The 14,505-nt window shown below is 69.5% G+C and carries 12 protein-coding genes; 4 read left to right on the top strand and 8 right to left on the bottom strand.

Annotated features, from left to right (window positions below; all coding sequences use genetic code 11):
* The first annotated feature begins 23 nt into the window (after positions 1–23).
* From glcD to HIR79_RS16310, 4 genes are read left to right on the top strand one after another with little or no spacing between them, the layout of a single operon-like run.
* The gene (gene glcD / locus HIR79_RS16295; RefSeq protein WP_169959137.1) at positions 24–1,529 is read left to right on the top strand and encodes a glycolate oxidase subunit GlcD; all 1,506 of its coding nucleotides are present in this window, start codon (positions 24–26) and stop codon (positions 1,527–1,529) included.
* A 14-nt stretch (positions 1,530–1,543) separates the two neighbouring features.
* Positions 1,544–2,659 carry a glycolate oxidase subunit GlcE gene (glcE, locus tag HIR79_RS16300; RefSeq protein ID WP_169959138.1) on the top strand — a complete coding sequence of 372 codons (1,116 nt, stop codon included), beginning with the start codon at positions 1,544–1,546 and terminating at the stop codon, positions 2,657–2,659.
* Positions 2,660–2,680: 21 nt separating this feature from the next.
* Entirely contained in the window at positions 2,681–3,916 is a 1,236-nt protein-coding gene (gene glcF, locus HIR79_RS16305; protein ID WP_169959139.1) for a glycolate oxidase subunit GlcF, read from the top strand.
* A gap of 10 nt (positions 3,917–3,926) precedes the next feature.
* Complete coding sequence (locus HIR79_RS16310) at positions 3,927–4,328, top strand: GlcG/HbpS family heme-binding protein (protein ID WP_119021403.1); 402 nt, start codon at positions 3,927–3,929, stop codon at positions 4,326–4,328.
* A gap of 96 nt (positions 4,329–4,424) precedes the next feature.
* Here the strand turns inward: HIR79_RS16310 and HIR79_RS16315 are convergent, their stop codons facing one another.
* The 8 genes from HIR79_RS16315 to HIR79_RS16350 all read right to left on the bottom strand — a co-directional run bounded on the left by HIR79_RS16315 (position 4,425) and on the right by HIR79_RS16350 (position 14,473).
* Positions 4,425–4,949, bottom strand: coding sequence for a gamma carbonic anhydrase family protein (locus tag HIR79_RS16315; protein WP_169959140.1), 525 nt, complete (start codon positions 4,947–4,949; stop codon positions 4,425–4,427).
* 45 nt (positions 4,950–4,994) lie between these two features.
* Positions 4,995–6,026, bottom strand: coding sequence for a low-specificity L-threonine aldolase (gene ltaE, locus HIR79_RS16320; protein WP_169959141.1), 1,032 nt, complete (start codon positions 6,024–6,026; stop codon positions 4,995–4,997).
* A gap of 85 nt (positions 6,027–6,111) precedes the next feature.
* Positions 6,112–9,120, bottom strand: coding sequence for an FAD-binding and (Fe-S)-binding domain-containing protein (locus HIR79_RS16325; RefSeq protein ID WP_169959142.1), 3,009 nt, complete (start codon positions 9,118–9,120; stop codon positions 6,112–6,114).
* Positions 9,121–9,147: 27 nt separating this feature from the next.
* Complete coding sequence (locus HIR79_RS16330; protein WP_169959143.1) at positions 9,148–10,353, bottom strand: pyridoxal-phosphate-dependent aminotransferase family protein; 1,206 nt, start codon at positions 10,351–10,353, stop codon at positions 9,148–9,150.
* 98 nt (positions 10,354–10,451) lie between these two features.
* Positions 10,452–11,639, bottom strand: a complete 1,188-nt coding sequence (locus HIR79_RS16335; protein ID WP_169959144.1) for a CaiB/BaiF CoA transferase family protein — start codon at positions 11,637–11,639, stop codon at positions 10,452–10,454.
* Between the two features lie 51 nt (positions 11,640–11,690).
* Positions 11,691–12,476, bottom strand: coding sequence for an enoyl-CoA hydratase (locus HIR79_RS16340; protein ID WP_169959145.1), 786 nt, complete (start codon positions 12,474–12,476; stop codon positions 11,691–11,693).
* A gap of 126 nt (positions 12,477–12,602) precedes the next feature.
* Positions 12,603–13,886: a TRAP transporter large permease gene (locus HIR79_RS16345; protein ID WP_169959146.1), complete on the bottom strand. Its 1,284-nt coding sequence runs from the start codon at positions 13,884–13,886 to the stop codon at positions 12,603–12,605.
* Positions 13,883–14,473, bottom strand: coding sequence for a TRAP transporter small permease (locus HIR79_RS16350; protein WP_169959147.1), 591 nt, complete (start codon positions 14,471–14,473; stop codon positions 13,883–13,885). The genes HIR79_RS16345 and HIR79_RS16350 overlap by 4 nt, the downstream gene beginning before the upstream one ends.
* Positions 14,474–14,505: the final 32 nt, after the last annotated feature.

Genomic DNA, 14,505 nt, shown 5'->3' on the forward strand with positions numbered 1-14,505 from the left:
CCTCCCTCTCCTCCGGAGTCATCATGAACACCCTCTTCGATGAACGACTCGATGGCGAAGTGACCCAGCGCGACCCCGCCGAGGTGCTCGCCGACCTGCGCCAGGCACTCCCCGGCATGACCCTGCTGCACCGCGAGGAGGACCTGCGTCCCTTCGAGTGCGACGGCCTCTCCGCCTACCGCGCCCTGCCGATGCTGGTGGCGCTGCCCGAGACCCTCGAGCAGGTCGAGACCCTGCTCAAGCGCTGCCGCGCCCTGGGCGTGCCGGTGGTGACCCGCGGCGCCGGTACCGGCCTCTCCGGCGGCGCCCTGCCGCTGGAACACGGCGTGCTGCTGGTGCTGTCGCGCTTCAACCGCATCCTCGAGATCGACCCCGACGCGCGCACCGCCCGGGTCCAGCCCGGAGTGCGCAACCTGGCGATCTCCGAGGCGGCGGCGCCCTACGGGCTCTACTACGCCCCGGACCCCTCCTCCCAGATTGCCTGCTCCATCGGCGGCAACGTGGCGGAGAACGCCGGCGGCGTGCACTGTCTGAAGTACGGACTGACCGTGCACAACGTGATCCGGGTCGAGGTGCTGACCATAGAGGGCGAGCGCATGACGCTCGGCTCCGACGCCCTGGACGCCCCCGGCTTCGACCTGCTCGCCCTGTTCACCGGCTCCGAGGGCATGCTCGGTGTGGTCACCGAGGTGACCGTCAAGTTGCTGCCCAAGCCGGAGAGCGCCAAGGTGCTGATGGCAAGCTTCGACGACATCGAGAAGGCCGGCAACGCCGTGGGCGCCATCATCGCCGCGGGCATCATCCCCGGGGGCCTGGAGATGATGGACAACCTGGCGATCCGCGCCGCCGAGGACTTCATCGGCGCCGGCTACCCGGTGGAGGCCGAGGCGATCCTGCTTTGCGAGCTGGATGGCGTCGAGGCAGACGTGGACGACGACTGCGAAACGGTGCGCCGCGTGCTGGAGCAGGCCGGTGCCACCGGCATCCAGCAGGCCCGCGACGAGGCCGAGCGCGCGCTGTTCTGGGCCGGGCGCAAGAACGCCTTCCCGGCGGTGGGCCGCATGTCCCCGGACTACTACTGCATGGACGGCACCATTCCCCGCCGCGAGCTGGCCCGGGTGCTCAAAGGCATCGGCGATCTGGGCGAGGCGTACGGCCTGCGGGTGGCCAACGTCTTCCACGCCGGCGACGGTAACATGCATCCGCTGATCCTCTTCGATGCCAACCAGCCCGGTGAATTCGAGCGCGCCGAGGAGCTCGGCGGGCGCATCCTAGAGCTGTGCGTCGAGGTGGGGGGCACCATCACCGGCGAGCACGGGGTGGGTCGCGAGAAGATCCACCAGATGTGCGTTCAGTTCAGCCCCGGCGAGCTCGCCACCTTCCGGGCCGCCAAGCGCGCCTTCGACCCCGACGAGCTGCTCAACCCGGGCAAGAACATTCCCACCCCGGCGCGCTGCTCCGAGTTCCGCCTGACCAAGAGCGCCGGCGACGCCCCCGCCCCGACCCAGGCCCCAGAGAGCCACGGCTGAGAGACTTCGACGACATGGTGAGCACACACGACACCCCCCAGCACGATATCCCCAGCCATGACGCCAGCGAGGCGCTGGCGGAGCGCATCCGCCGTGCCGAGGCCGAGGGTACCCCCCTGCGCATCGTCGGCGGCGACACCAAGGCCTTCTATGGTCGTAACGTTCAGGGCGAAGCGCTCTCGACCCGGGAGCACCGCGGCATCACCGAGTATGACCCGGTGGAGCTGATCGTCTCGGTGCGTACCGGCACGCCGCTGCACGAACTGGAGGCCGCCCTGGCCGCCAACGGCCAGATGCTGCCCTGCGAGCCGCCCCACTTCGGCGAGGACGCCACCGTGGGCGGCATGATCGCCACCGGGCTCTCCGGCCCGCGCCGCCCCTGGGCCGGCAGCGTGCGCGACTTCGTGCTGGGTACGCGGATCATCACCCGCCAGGGCAGCGAGCAGCGCTTCGGCGGCCAGGTGATGAAGAACGTGGCCGGCTATGACCTCTCGCGGCTGATGGTGGGCGCCCAGGGCACCCTGGGGCTGCTGACCGAGGTCTCCATGAAGGTGCTGCCGCTGCCCGGCGCCAGCCGCAGCCTGCACCTGGACATGCCGCTGGCCCGGGCGCTGGAGAAGCTCTCCGAGTGGGGCCGCCAGCCGCTGCCGATCACCGCCGCCGCCTGGCTCGACGGCGCCCTGCACCTGCGTCTGGAGGGCGGACCGAGCTCGGTGGCCGCCACCGCCGAGCGGCTGGGCGGCGACGAGCTCAAGCCCGACTTCTGGGCCGCCCTGAACGAGCAGCGCCTGGCCTTCTTCGCCAGGGATGACGGCCGCGCCCTGTGGCGCCTCTCGCTGCCCCACCACACCCCGGTGCTCGAGCTTCCCGGCGTCAATGATGCCGACGTGCTCTACGACTGGGCCGGTGCCCAGCGCTGGCTGAGAAGTGACCTCGACGCCGCGACCCTGCGCGAGGTGGTCTCCCGGGCCGGCGGCCACGCCACCTGCTGGCGCGGCGCCAACGGCCAGCCGGTGGACGAGCCCTTCACCCCGCTCGCCCCGGTGCTGGCCAAGTACCACCAGAACCTCAAGGCAGAGCTGGACCCCAAGGGGATCTTCAATCCGGGCCGGCTCTACGCGGCATTCTGAGACAGAGGGGATAACGCCGAGATGCAGACGCATTTTTCCGAGGAAGATCTCAAGAAGCCGCATATCCGCGAGGCCGACCGGGTGTTGCGCAGCTGCGTGCACTGCGGCTTCTGCAACGCCACCTGCCCCACCTACCAGCTGCTCGGCGACGAGCGCGACGGCCCCCGCGGGCGCATCTACCTGATGAAGGAGATGCTCGAGGCCCCCGAGGGCGCCGACAAGGTGACCGAGGAGACCCGGCTGCACCTGGACCGCTGCCTGACCTGCCGCAACTGCGAGACCACCTGCCCCTCCGGCGTGGAGTACCACAAGCTGCTCGACATCGGCCGCGCCGAGATCGAGCGGCGGGTGCCCCGCAAGCCGGCCGAGCGCGCCCAGCGCTATGCGCTGCGCAAGATGCTGGTGGAGCCGAAGCGCTTCCAGGCGCTGCTCAAGCTCGGCCAGACCTTCCGGCCGCTGGTGCCCGGCGCCCTGCGCGACAAGCTGCCGCCCGCCCCCGTGGATGCCGGCAAGCGCCCAGAGGGCAGCCGCCACGCCCGCCAGATGCTGATCCTGGAGGGCTGCGTGCAGCCGGGCCTTTCGCCCAACACCAACGCCGCCACCGCCCGGGTGCTGGACCGCCTCGGCATCGGCCTGACGCCGGTGGCGGAGGCCGGCTGCTGCGGCGCCATCGACTTCCACCTGAACGCCCACGACGACGGCCGCGCCCGGGCGCGGGCCAACATCGACGCCTGGTGGCCGCACGTCGAGGCCGGCGCGGAGGCCATCGTGCAGACCGCCAGCGGCTGCGGCGCCTTCGTCAAGGAGTACGTCGACATCCTCAAGGACGACCCGGCCTACGCCGAGAAGGCGGCCCGGGTGAGCGCGCTGGCCAGGGACCTGGTGGAGGTGCTGCGCGACGAGGCGCTAGACGCCCTCGATGTGAAGCAGAGCCGCAAGCTCGCCTTCCACTGCCCCTGCACCCTGCAGCACGCCCAGAAGCTCGGCGGCGCCGTGGAGTCGGTGCTGACCCGGCTTGGCTTCTCGCTGACGCCGGTGGCCGATGCCCACCTCTGCTGCGGCTCGGCGGGCACCTACTCCATCACCCAGCCCGAGCTCTCGACGCAGCTGCGCGACAACAAGCTCGACAACCTGGAGGCCGGCAAGCCCGAGGTGATCGTCACCGCCAATATCGGCTGCCAGACCCACCTCAACGGCGCCAACCGCACCCCGGTGCGCCACTGGATCGAGATCGTGGACGAAGCACTCACCCACTGAGGAAAATGCCATGAAGACCAAGCCCGTACTGACCCTGACCGACGTCAACGCCATCCTCGATGCCGCCCAGAAGGAGGCCGAGGCCAACGGCTGGGGCGTGACCATCGCCGTCGCCGACGACGGCGGCCACCTGCTCGGCCTGCGCCGCATGGACAGCGCCCCGCCCTTCAGCGCCGACGTGGCCACCCAGAAGGCCCGCAACGCCTCCCTGGGCCGCCGCGAGACCCAGGCCTTCGAGGAGATGATCAACGGCGGCCGTACCGCCTTCGTCACCGCCCCCATGCAGTCGCTGCTCTCTGGCGGCGTGCCGGTGATCGTCGACGGCGAGGTGGCCGGCAGCGTCGGCATCTCCGGCGTCAAGCCCGACCAGGATGTCCAGGTAGCCAAGGCCGGCGTCGCCGCCATCGGCTGAGGCCAGATCGGTCCCGCAACGCACAGGGCCCCGCTCCGGTTGGAGCGGGGCCCTGTACGTCTGGGGCGTCGAGCCGCCGCGGGCTCGGCCGGCCGGTCAGTCGAGGCGCTTGAGCTGGCTCGCGTGGAGCCGGCCGCGCTCCACGTAGCCCGCCGCGTTCTTTCTTAGCCCCTCGATCGCCTCCGCGGAGAGCTCGCGCACCACCCTGGCCGGGGCGCCGACGATCAGCGAACCCGCCGGGAACTCCGCCCCCTCCTTGACCACGGCGCCGGCTGCCACCAGGCAGTTCTCGCCGATCACCGCGCCGTTGAGAATCACCGCCTGGATGCCTACCAGACTGCCGTCGCCGATGGTGCAGCCGTGCAGCATCGCCTGGTGGCCCACGGTCACCCCCCTGCCCACCCGAAGCGGGAAGCCGGGGTCGGCGTGGAGCACCGCCCCGTCCTGGATGTTGCTCTCCTCGCCCACCTCCAGGTGATCGGTATCGCCGCGTAGCACCGCCTGGTACCAGACGCTGGCGCCGGCCTTGAGGGTCACCTGGCCGATCACGTCGGCGGTCTCGGCCACGTAGACATCGTCCTGAATCTCGGGGCGATGCTCCCCGTACTGATAGATCGCCATATCGCGCGTCTCCTTGTCGTGTCGCCGCGGTGGGTGGTCAGGGGATCAACTGGCAGCCGCCAGGTCGCGGCCGGCACGGGTGACGTAGTCGCCCACCGCCGCCACCACCCGGTGGATGTCGTCGGCGCTCACGTCGAGGTGGGTCACCCAGCGGGTCACCGGCCCCACCGCGGCGAGGATGCCCTGCGACACGAGATGTGCCTGGAGCGGCCCGCAGTGGGCCTCGGGGAAGGCGGTGAACACCATGTTGGTGTCGCAGGCGCGCACCTCGACGCCGGGGATCGCCCCGAGCCCCTCGGCCAGGCGCCGGGCGTTGTCGTGGTCCTCGGCCAGGCGCACCACGTGATGGTCGAAGGCGTGGTGGCAGGCCGCGGCCAACAGCCCCGCCTGGCGCATGCCGCCGCCGAGAGTCTTGCGCCAGCGCCGCGCCCGGGCGATGAAGTCGGCCTCGCCCAGCAGCAGCGAGCCCACTGGCGCGCCGAGCCCCTTGGAAAAGCAGAGCGACACCGAGTCGAAGCCCTCGCAGAGTTCGGCAAGCGACAGCCCCGTGGCCACCGAGGCGTTGAAGAGCCGCGCCCCGTCCAGGTGGGTGGCCAGGCCCTGGGCGTGAGCCTGGGCCGTGGCGGCCAGGGCGTAGTCCCGGAGCAGCACCTTGCCGCGGAAGGTGTTCTCCAGCGCCAGCAGGCGACTGCGGCAGTGGTGGATGTCGTCGCCCTTCACCGCGGCGCGCAGGCTCTCCAGCGCCAGGCTGCCGTCGGCCTCGTGGGGCAGCGCCTGCACGCTGATGCTGCCGAGCGCCGCCGCCCCGCCCCCCTCGTCGCGATAGATATGGGAGTACTGGCCGGCGATCACCTCCTCGCCCCGCTGGCAGTGGGTCAGCAGGGCGCAGAGGTTGCTCTGGGTCCCCGAGGGGAACAGCAGCGCGGCGGCCTTGCCAGCGCGCTCCGCCACGGCCTGTTCGAAGGCGTTGATGCTGGGGTCGTCGCCCCAGACGTCGTCGCCCACCTCGGCGCGGGCCATGGCCTCGCGCATGGCCGCGGTGGGCCGGGTCACGGTATCACTGCGCAGATCGATCATCGAAGCTCCTCGCCTCCTCTGTCGCCGGGCTGGCACTGCCGCCATGATGGGGGCTCGCGGCCTCGCATGCCAGCGGCACTCCAGGTCATGCCAGCGCCCGCTCCAGCAGCCGCGCCACGTGGATCGCCTCGCGCCCGCTGCCGTCGCGGATCTGGTGGCGGCAGCTGGTGCCATCGGCCACCAGCACGCCGTCATCGTCCGCCGCGCGGATCGCCGGCAGCAGCGAGAGCTCGGCCATCTTGAGCGAGGCCTCGTAGTGCTCCGCCTCGTAGCCGAAGCTGCCCGCCATGCCGCAGCAGGAGGACTCGATGGTCGCAACCGAAAGCTCCGGGATCCAGCCCAGCACCTGCTCCACCGGGCGCAGGGCGTCGAAGGCCTTCTGGTGGCAGTGGCCATGCAGCAGGGCGCGCCCCGGCAGCGGCTTGAGTTCGAGGGCCAGCTCCCCCGCCTGATGCGCCCGCACCAGGAACTCCTCGAAGAGGAAGGCCGACTCGGACAGCGCCCGGGCCTGGTCGCCGAAGCCGTACTGCAGGAACTCGTCACGCAGGGAGAGCAGGCAGGAGGGCTCGAGGCCGACGATGGCCACGCCGCGCTCGACGAAGGGCATCAGCGCCTCCAGGGAGCGCTTCGCCTCGGCCTTGGCCTTGTCGAACTGCCCCGAGGAGAGGTAGGTGCGTCCGCAGCAGAGCGGCCGCTCCCCCGGCTTCACGTTGAGATGCACCCGGTAGCCGGCCGCCTCCAGCACCCGCTTGGCGGCCCGGGCGTTGTCGCTCTCCATGTAGTTGTTGAAGGTATCGACGAAGAGCACCACCTCTCGGGTCGCCTGGTCCGAGGAGGCCGGAGGCGCCGAGGCGTGGGACTCCTTGAGAAAATCACCGGTGAAGGCCGGGAAGCGGCGCTCGGGGGCCAGGCCCAGCGCCCTCTTGAGCGGCCGCGCCACGGCATCGACGCGCTCCACGGCGCCCAGCAGCCCGGCAAACCGTTTCGCCCAGGGCGCATAGCGCGGCATCTCGCCGACCAGGCGGTCGCGCAGGGCGAGCCCCTTGACTCTGGCGCGGGCGGCGCGGGCCTCGATCTTGAACTTGGCCATGTCCACCCCGGTGGGGCAGTCGCGCTTGCACCCCTTGCAGGAGACGCAGAGATCCAGCGCCTCCTTGACCTCGTCGCCGGCCAGGCCCGCCTCGCCCAGCTGGCCCGAGAGCACCAGGCGCAGGGTGTTGGCCCGCCCCCGGGTGAGGTGCTGCTCGTCCTTGGTGATGCGGTAGCTGGGGCACATGGTGCCGGCGTCGAACTTGCGGCAGTGGCCGTTGTTGTTGCACATCTCCACCGCCATGGCCAGGCCATGGGTGGCGTCGCCGGCGCTGCCGGGCCCGCCCTGCTCGCCGGTCAGCGGGTCGCGGGTGACGTTCCAGGCCGACCAGTCGAACAGCGGCGTGAGCGGGATGCGCTGGTAGCTGGTGGGAAAGCGGAAATAGGCCTCGTCGTCCATCTTCGGGGTGTCGACGATCTTGCCGGGGTTGAGCAGGTTCTCTGGGTCGAAGGCCCCCTTCACCGCCCGGAAGGCGTCGTTCAGGGTCTCGCCGAACTGCCAGGCCACCCACTCGCCGCGGCACAGGCCGTCGCCGTGCTCGCCGGAGTAGGCCCCCTTGTACTCGCGCACCAGCGCGGAGGCCTGCTCGGCGATCTCGCGCATCTTGCGGGCGCCGTCGCGGCGCATGTCGAGGATCGGCCGCACGTGCAGGGTGCCGACGCTGGCGTGGGCGTACCAGGTGCCCTCGGTGCCGTAGCGGTGGAACACCTCGGTGAGCTTGTCGGTGTACTCGGCGAGGTGCTCCAGGGGCACCGCGCAGTCCTCGATGAAGGAGACCGGCTTCCCGTCCCCCTTCATGCTCATCATGATATTGAGCCCCGCCTTGCGCACGTTCCACAGCGCCGCCTGCTCGGCGGCCTCGGGCATCTCCACCACGCTGCTGGGCAGGCCGAGATCGGCCATCAGCTCGGTGAGGCGCTTGAGCGAGGCGAGCTGGGCCTCGCGCTCCTCGCCGGCGAACTCCACCAGCAGCACCGCCTGGGGCTGGCCGATCAGCGCCTTCTCGATCACCGGGCGGAAGGCCGGGTTCTCGAGCGACAGGTCGATCATGGTGCGGTCGACCAGCTCCACCGCCGTGGGGTCGAGTTTGACGATGTGCTGGGTGACGTCCATCGCCTGGTAGAAGGTGGGGAAGTTCACCACCCCCAGCACCTTGTGCACGGGCAGCGGCGAGAGCCTGAGCGTGATGCGCCGGCTCACCCCCAGGGTGCCCTCCGAGCCCACCAGCAGGTGAGCCAGGTTGACCCGCTCCTGCGCATCGTAGGGCTTGGGGTTCTGGCAGTCGAAGAGGTCCAGGTTGTAGCCGCCGACCCGGCGCAGCACCTTGGGGAAGTGCTCGCGGATCTCCGGGGCGACCCCGTCGGCGATGGCCTTGACCCGGTCCGCCAGCGCCCGCACCGGCCCGCTCTCGGGCAGCTCGTCGAGGAAGCCGAAGTGCCCCTCGCCGCCGTCGGCGAGCCAGGCGTCGACCCCCAGGACGTTGTGGACCATGTTGCCGTAGCGGATCGAGCGCGAGCCACAGGAGTTGTTCCCGGTCATGCCGCCGAGGGTGCACTGGGCGCTGGTGGAGACGTCCACCGGGTACCAGAGCCCGTGGGGCTTAAGCCAGGCGTTGAGGTGGTCGAGCACGATGCCGGGCTCCACCACCACGGTGCGCGCCTCGGCATCGAACTCGATGACCTCGTTGAGCCAGCGGGTGGTATCGATCACCAGCGCCTCGCCCACCGTCTGGCCGCACTGGCTGGTGCCCGCGCCGCGGGCCAGGATCGGCACGCGGGCATCGCGGGCGATCTCGAGGGCCGTAGTCAGGTCCTGCTGGTGGCGGGGGATGATCACCCCCACCGGGGTCACCTGGTAGATCGAGGCGTCGGTGGAGTAGCGGCCTCGCGAGGCCTGGTCGAACAGCACCTCGCCTTCCAGCTCCCGGGAGAGGCGCGCGGCCAGCTCGGTCACCGGCTTGACCCGGGCATCCGGAGACGCAGTCTTGTCCGTCAGAGACGTCATCGTGCCATCCTCATGCCGTGGCGGGGGTTAGCGGGCATCCAGAGGATGCTTGGCGAAGTAGTCCAGCGCCGCGGTCACGCCGCTGCCGGCCAGCGGCACGCCGGCGAGCCTCATCCCCGCCTCGCAGCCGCCAAGGGTGGCGATCAGGGTCAGGTCGTTGCAGTCGCCCAGGTGGCCGATGCGGAACATCTTGCCCTTGGCCTTGCCGAGCCCCATGCCCAGCGAGAGATCGAAGCGCTCGTAGATGATCTTGCGCACGGCGTCGGCGTCGACCCCCTCCGGCATCACCACCCCGGTGAGCACCGGCGAGTAGACAGCCGGATCCAGGCACTGCACCTCGAGGCCCCAGGCCTCGACCGCGGTGCGCACCCCGGCGGCCCAGCGCTGGTGGCGGGCGAAGACATGGTCGAGCCCTTCATCCAGCAGCATGTCCAGCGCCTCGTTGAGGCCATAGAGCAGGTTGGTGCTGGGGGTGTAGGGCCAGTAGCCGTTCTTGTTGGCCTCGAGGATCTCGTCCCAGGCCCAGAAGCTCTTGGGCATGCGGTTATGGCGGCTCGCCTCGATGGCCTTCTCGGAAAGGGCATTGAAGCTGATGCCCGGCGGCAGCATCAGGCCCTTCTGGGAGCCGGAGACGGTGACGTCCACTCCCCACTCGTCGTGGCAGTAGTCGGCGCTGCAGAGCCCGGAGATGGTGTCCACCAGCAGCAGCGCCGGGTGGCCGGCGGCATCGATGGCGCGACGCACCGCGGCGATGTCGCTGGTGACCCCGGTGGAGGTCTCGTTGTGCACCACGCAGACCGCCTGGATCTCGTGGCCGCTGTCTTCGCGCAGGCGCGCCTCGATCATGTCGGCCTGCACGCCCTGGCGCCAGCCCTCGTAGCCCGGCAGGCCCAGGAACTCGGGCTCGAGCTGCAGCCGGCGCGCCATCTTCTGCCACAGGGTGGCGAAGTGGCCGGTCTCGAACATCAGCACCTTGTCGCCGGGCGAGAGGGTGTTGGAGAGCGCCGCCTCCCAGGCGCCGGTGCCGGAGGCGGGATAGACGATCACCGGCCCCTCGGTCTTGAAGACCTTCCTGAGCTTGTCGAGCAGCTCGAGGCCCAGCGCGCCGAACTCGGGGCCGCGGTGGTCGATGGTGGGCAGGCTCATGGCGCGCAGGATGCGATCCGGCACCGGCGACGGGCCGGGGATCTGCAGGAAGTGGCGGCCGGAGGGGTGGAAATCGAGCTTCAGCATGGGTCTCTTCCTCGTGTTCGCTGTTGTTCTGATCGCTGTGGTTCTGATCGTTGCTGTTCTGATCGTTGTCCAGTCAGGTGCCGGCCTCGGGCCAGGCGCTACTTGATGCAGCCGGCTTCACGCAGCTCGGCGAGTTCCTCGGCATCGAGCCCGAGCCCTCCCAGCACCTCGTCGGTGTGCTGGGCAAACAGCGGCGCCGGGGCGCGGATGCTCGAGGGGGTGGCCGAGAACTTGCTCGGGAAGCCGATTGTCTTCATGCGCCCCATCACCGGATGCTCTACCTCCCGCACCATCTCCCGGGCCAGGTAGTGCTCATCGCTCATGGCCTGGGCGAAGTCGTTGATGGGGCCGGCCGGGACGCCGGCGGCGTCGCAGCGCGCCAGCCAGTCGTCCACGTCGCGCTCGGCCATGATCGATTCCAGCAGGGCCTCGAGCTCCTCGACGTGCTGGCCGCGGTCGAAGTTGGTGAGGAAGCGCGGGTCCTCCATCAGCTCGGGGCGCTCGAGCACGTCGCCGCAGAAGCGCTCCCAGGTGCGCTGGTTGGCGCAGCCCAGCATCAGGTAGCCGTTCCGGGCCTTGATCGCCTGGTAGGGGGCCGAGACGCGATGGCGCCAGCCGGTGGGCTCCGGCACCTTCCCCTCGGAGAAGTAGGCGGCGGCTTCCCAGGTGAACCAGGGCAGGCCGCACTCGGTGATGGCGATATCGATGTGCTGACCCTCGCCGGTGTTCATCTTGTGGATGTAGGCGGCCAGGATGGAGTAGACGGCGGTGATGCCACCGCCGATGTCGTAGACGGCGATGCCGGTCTTGAGGGGGCGGCGCCCCGGCTCGCCGGTCATCGACATCAGCCCGGACATGCCCTGGGCCACCAGGTCGAAGCCGCCGCGGTGGCTGTAGGGGCCGGTCTGGCCGTAGCCGGAGATCGAGCAGTAGATGATGCCGGGGTTGATCGCCTTGACGGTGTCGTAGTCGATCTTGAGCGAGGTGGTCACGCCGGGGCGGTAGTTCTCGACGATGACATCCGCCTCCCGGGCCAGCCGATAGAAGACCTCCCGGGCCCGCTCCTCCTTGAGGTTGAGCGAGATGCTCTTCTTGTTGCGGTTGATCTGCGCGAAGCAGGTCGACTCGTCATTGACGTAGGGGCCCATCTGGCGGCTGTCGTCGCCGCCGTTGATCTTCTCGACCTTGATCACCTCGGCGCCCATGTCGCCCAGCACCATGGTGCAGTAGGGGCCCGCCATGATCTGCGAGATATCCAGGACCTTGACTCTTTCCAGGGGAAGCATGGCTTCACCTCACTTGTCGTTGTTGTGTCGTCGCCATGGTGTCATCCCGGCTCAGCGGCCGGTCCACTCGAAGGGGGTCTTGTGCAGGAACTTGTTCACCGCCGCCTTGAAGTCGTCGCTCATGTAGCAGGCGGTGACCCAGTCGTCGCTCTGGTCGCGGGCCAGGCGGCGGTGGGCCAGTACCCGCCCCATCAGCGCCTTGCTGGCCTTAAGGGTGAGCGGCGCCCGCCGGCCCAGCTCAGCGGCCACGGCGGCCACCTCGGCGTGGATCGCCTCCGGCGGGAAGACGGCGTTGACCAGCCCCGCCGCGCTGGCCTGGTCGGCATCGAAGAGGGTGCCGAGCATCAGCGCCTCCTTGGTGCGCGCCACCCCCAGCATGTCGATCATCCGCGAGACATTGGTGATCGAGAGGGTGTTGCCCAGGGTGCGGGCGATCGGCACGCCGAACTTCAGGCTCGGCGTGGCGTAGCGGAAGTCGCACACCAGGGCCAGCGCCGCCCCGCCGCCCACGCAGGCCCCCTCCAGCAGGGCGATGGTGGGCTTCTCCAGCGCCTCCAGCTTGCCGACCACCGCATCGATGCGCTGCTCGTAGCCGATGGCGTCCTCGGGCTCGCTGAAATGCTCGAACTGGCCGATGTCGGTGCCGGCCACGAAGGCCTCGCCGCCGACCCCGTGAAGCACCACGGCATGGATGGCGTCGTCCTCACGGATACGGTCGCAGTGCGCCGAGAGGGCGTCGTACATCTCCCAGGTCATGGCGTTGCGGCTCTCGGGGCGGTTGAAGCCGAGCCAGGCCACGCCGTCGCGCGCCTCATACAGCAGGGTGTTGCCTGTCATCTCGCCTCTCCCCTGTCCTTGCGCCGCTCACGGACGTCGCGATGCATAATGAATTCACTTGTTTCGATGATCATTTATCCCTCCCGTGTCGAGCGGCCCGGCGGAGCGCCTCCGCCGGGCCCGCCGCTAGCGGTAGAAGAACTCCACCAGGGCCATGGGAATGGCGGGGATATAGGTCACCATAAGCAGGATGAAGAGCAGCACGCCGATGAAGCCGAGGTTCGACCGGGTCACCGACCAGACGTCCGACTTGGCGATCGAGCAGGCCGTGATCAGCACGCTCGCCACCGGCGGGGTCTGCTGGCCGATGGCCAGGTTGAGGCACACGATCAGGCCGAAGTGGACCGGGTCGATCCCGGCCGCCCCGACCAGCGGCATGACGATGGGCACCACCAGAATGATCGCCGCCGCCGAGTGCAGGAAGAGCCCGATCAACAAGAAGAAGACGTTCAGGATCATCAGGATGACGTACTTGTTGTCGGTCAGGCTGAGCACCGCTTGGGCCAGCTGCTGGGGGGTGCGCATCTCGGTCAGGAAGACCCCGATCAGGGCCGAGGCTGCCACCAGCAGCATCACCACCGCGGTCTGCTGGCCGCCGTCGATGATCGCCTTGTAGAGGGTGCGCAGGTCCAGCTCGCGGTAGATCACCGCGCTGATGAAGATCGCCGCCGCTACCGCCAGGCCCGCCCCCTCGGTGGCGGTCACGAAGCCGCCGAAGATGGAGCCGAGGATGATGATCGGCAGGGTCAGGGCCCAGCCCGCCTCCTTGGCGGTCTGCTTGACGCGCTTGAACTGGAACACCTCTTCCACCGGCCAGTCGTACTTGCGGGCATAGTAGTAGCACAGCGCCGCGAGACCGCCGGCCCCCAGTAGCCCGGGCACGATGCCGGCCACGAAGAGCTGGACGATGGAGGCGCCCGACATGACGCCGTAGAGGATCATCGGGATGGAGGGGGGAATGATGATCGCCAGCGACGCCGACGAGGAGGTAATGGCCGCGGCAAAAGGCGCAGGGTAGCCGCGCTTCTTCATGGCCGGGATCAGCACCGAGCCGGTGGCGGCCACGTCGGCCACGGCGGAGCCGGAGATCTCCGCGAAGAATAGCGACACGCCGACATTGATCATCGCCAGGCCGCCTCGGACAAAGCCGAAGAGCGCCGAGGCGAAGGCGATCAGGCGCTTGGAGATGCCGCCGGTGTTCATGATGGCCCCGGCCAGTACGAACATGGGAATCGCCAGCAGCGGGAAGCTGCTCGCCCCCTCGAACATGGTGAGGCCGACGTTGGGCAGCATGTCGACGCCCTGGTAGATCACGATGGCCGCCGTGGCGACGATCGCCAGCGCCACCGCGATGGGCAGCCCCATCAGGATCAGCCCCAACAGGCCCCCGATCATGTAGAGCAGTGTCATGGCTGATCCCTCCTGGTGGTCAGGGCTTCCGCAGTGAAGCCGGCCCGGGCGTTGTCGCGCTCGGCCTCGGCGATGGCGTGGGCAATCTCCTCCTCCTCCTGGGTAAGGCCGGAGCGCACCTTGGCCAGGTGGGTCGGCATGCTGAGCAGCTGGGCGATGATGAAGAGCCCTGCCCCGATGGGGATGACCGACTGGGTGAAGGTGAGCGGGACCCAGCGTAGGGTGATCAGCGACATGCCCTGCATGACGTTGAGGACCACCAGGCCGGCCCAGCCGAGCACCAGGAAGAAGCCGATGAACAGCGCCTCGGAGAGGTAGGCGATCGGCATGCGGATATTGACCGGCATGGCGGCCAGCACGCCGTCGACCCCGATATGGCCGCGCTTGAGCGCCGCCAGGGCCCCGGCGTAGTAGGTCAGCCAGACCAGCATGATGGCGGCCACCTCGTCATACCATGAGGGGGTCCGCCAGGCGTAGCGGGTCACCACCGCGTAGAGCACCACCAGCGTCAGCGAAACCATCAGCACTACCGTGATGACCTCGAGCAGACGCTCCATGATGCGGGAGAGTTGATTCACAGTACCCATGGTGTTCGACTCGTTCAGGAAAGGGGGACAGG

This window comes from Halomonas sp. PGE1, from assembly GCF_013000985.1.
Lineage (GTDB): Bacteria > Pseudomonadota > Gammaproteobacteria > Pseudomonadales > Halomonadaceae > Halomonas > Halomonas alkalicola.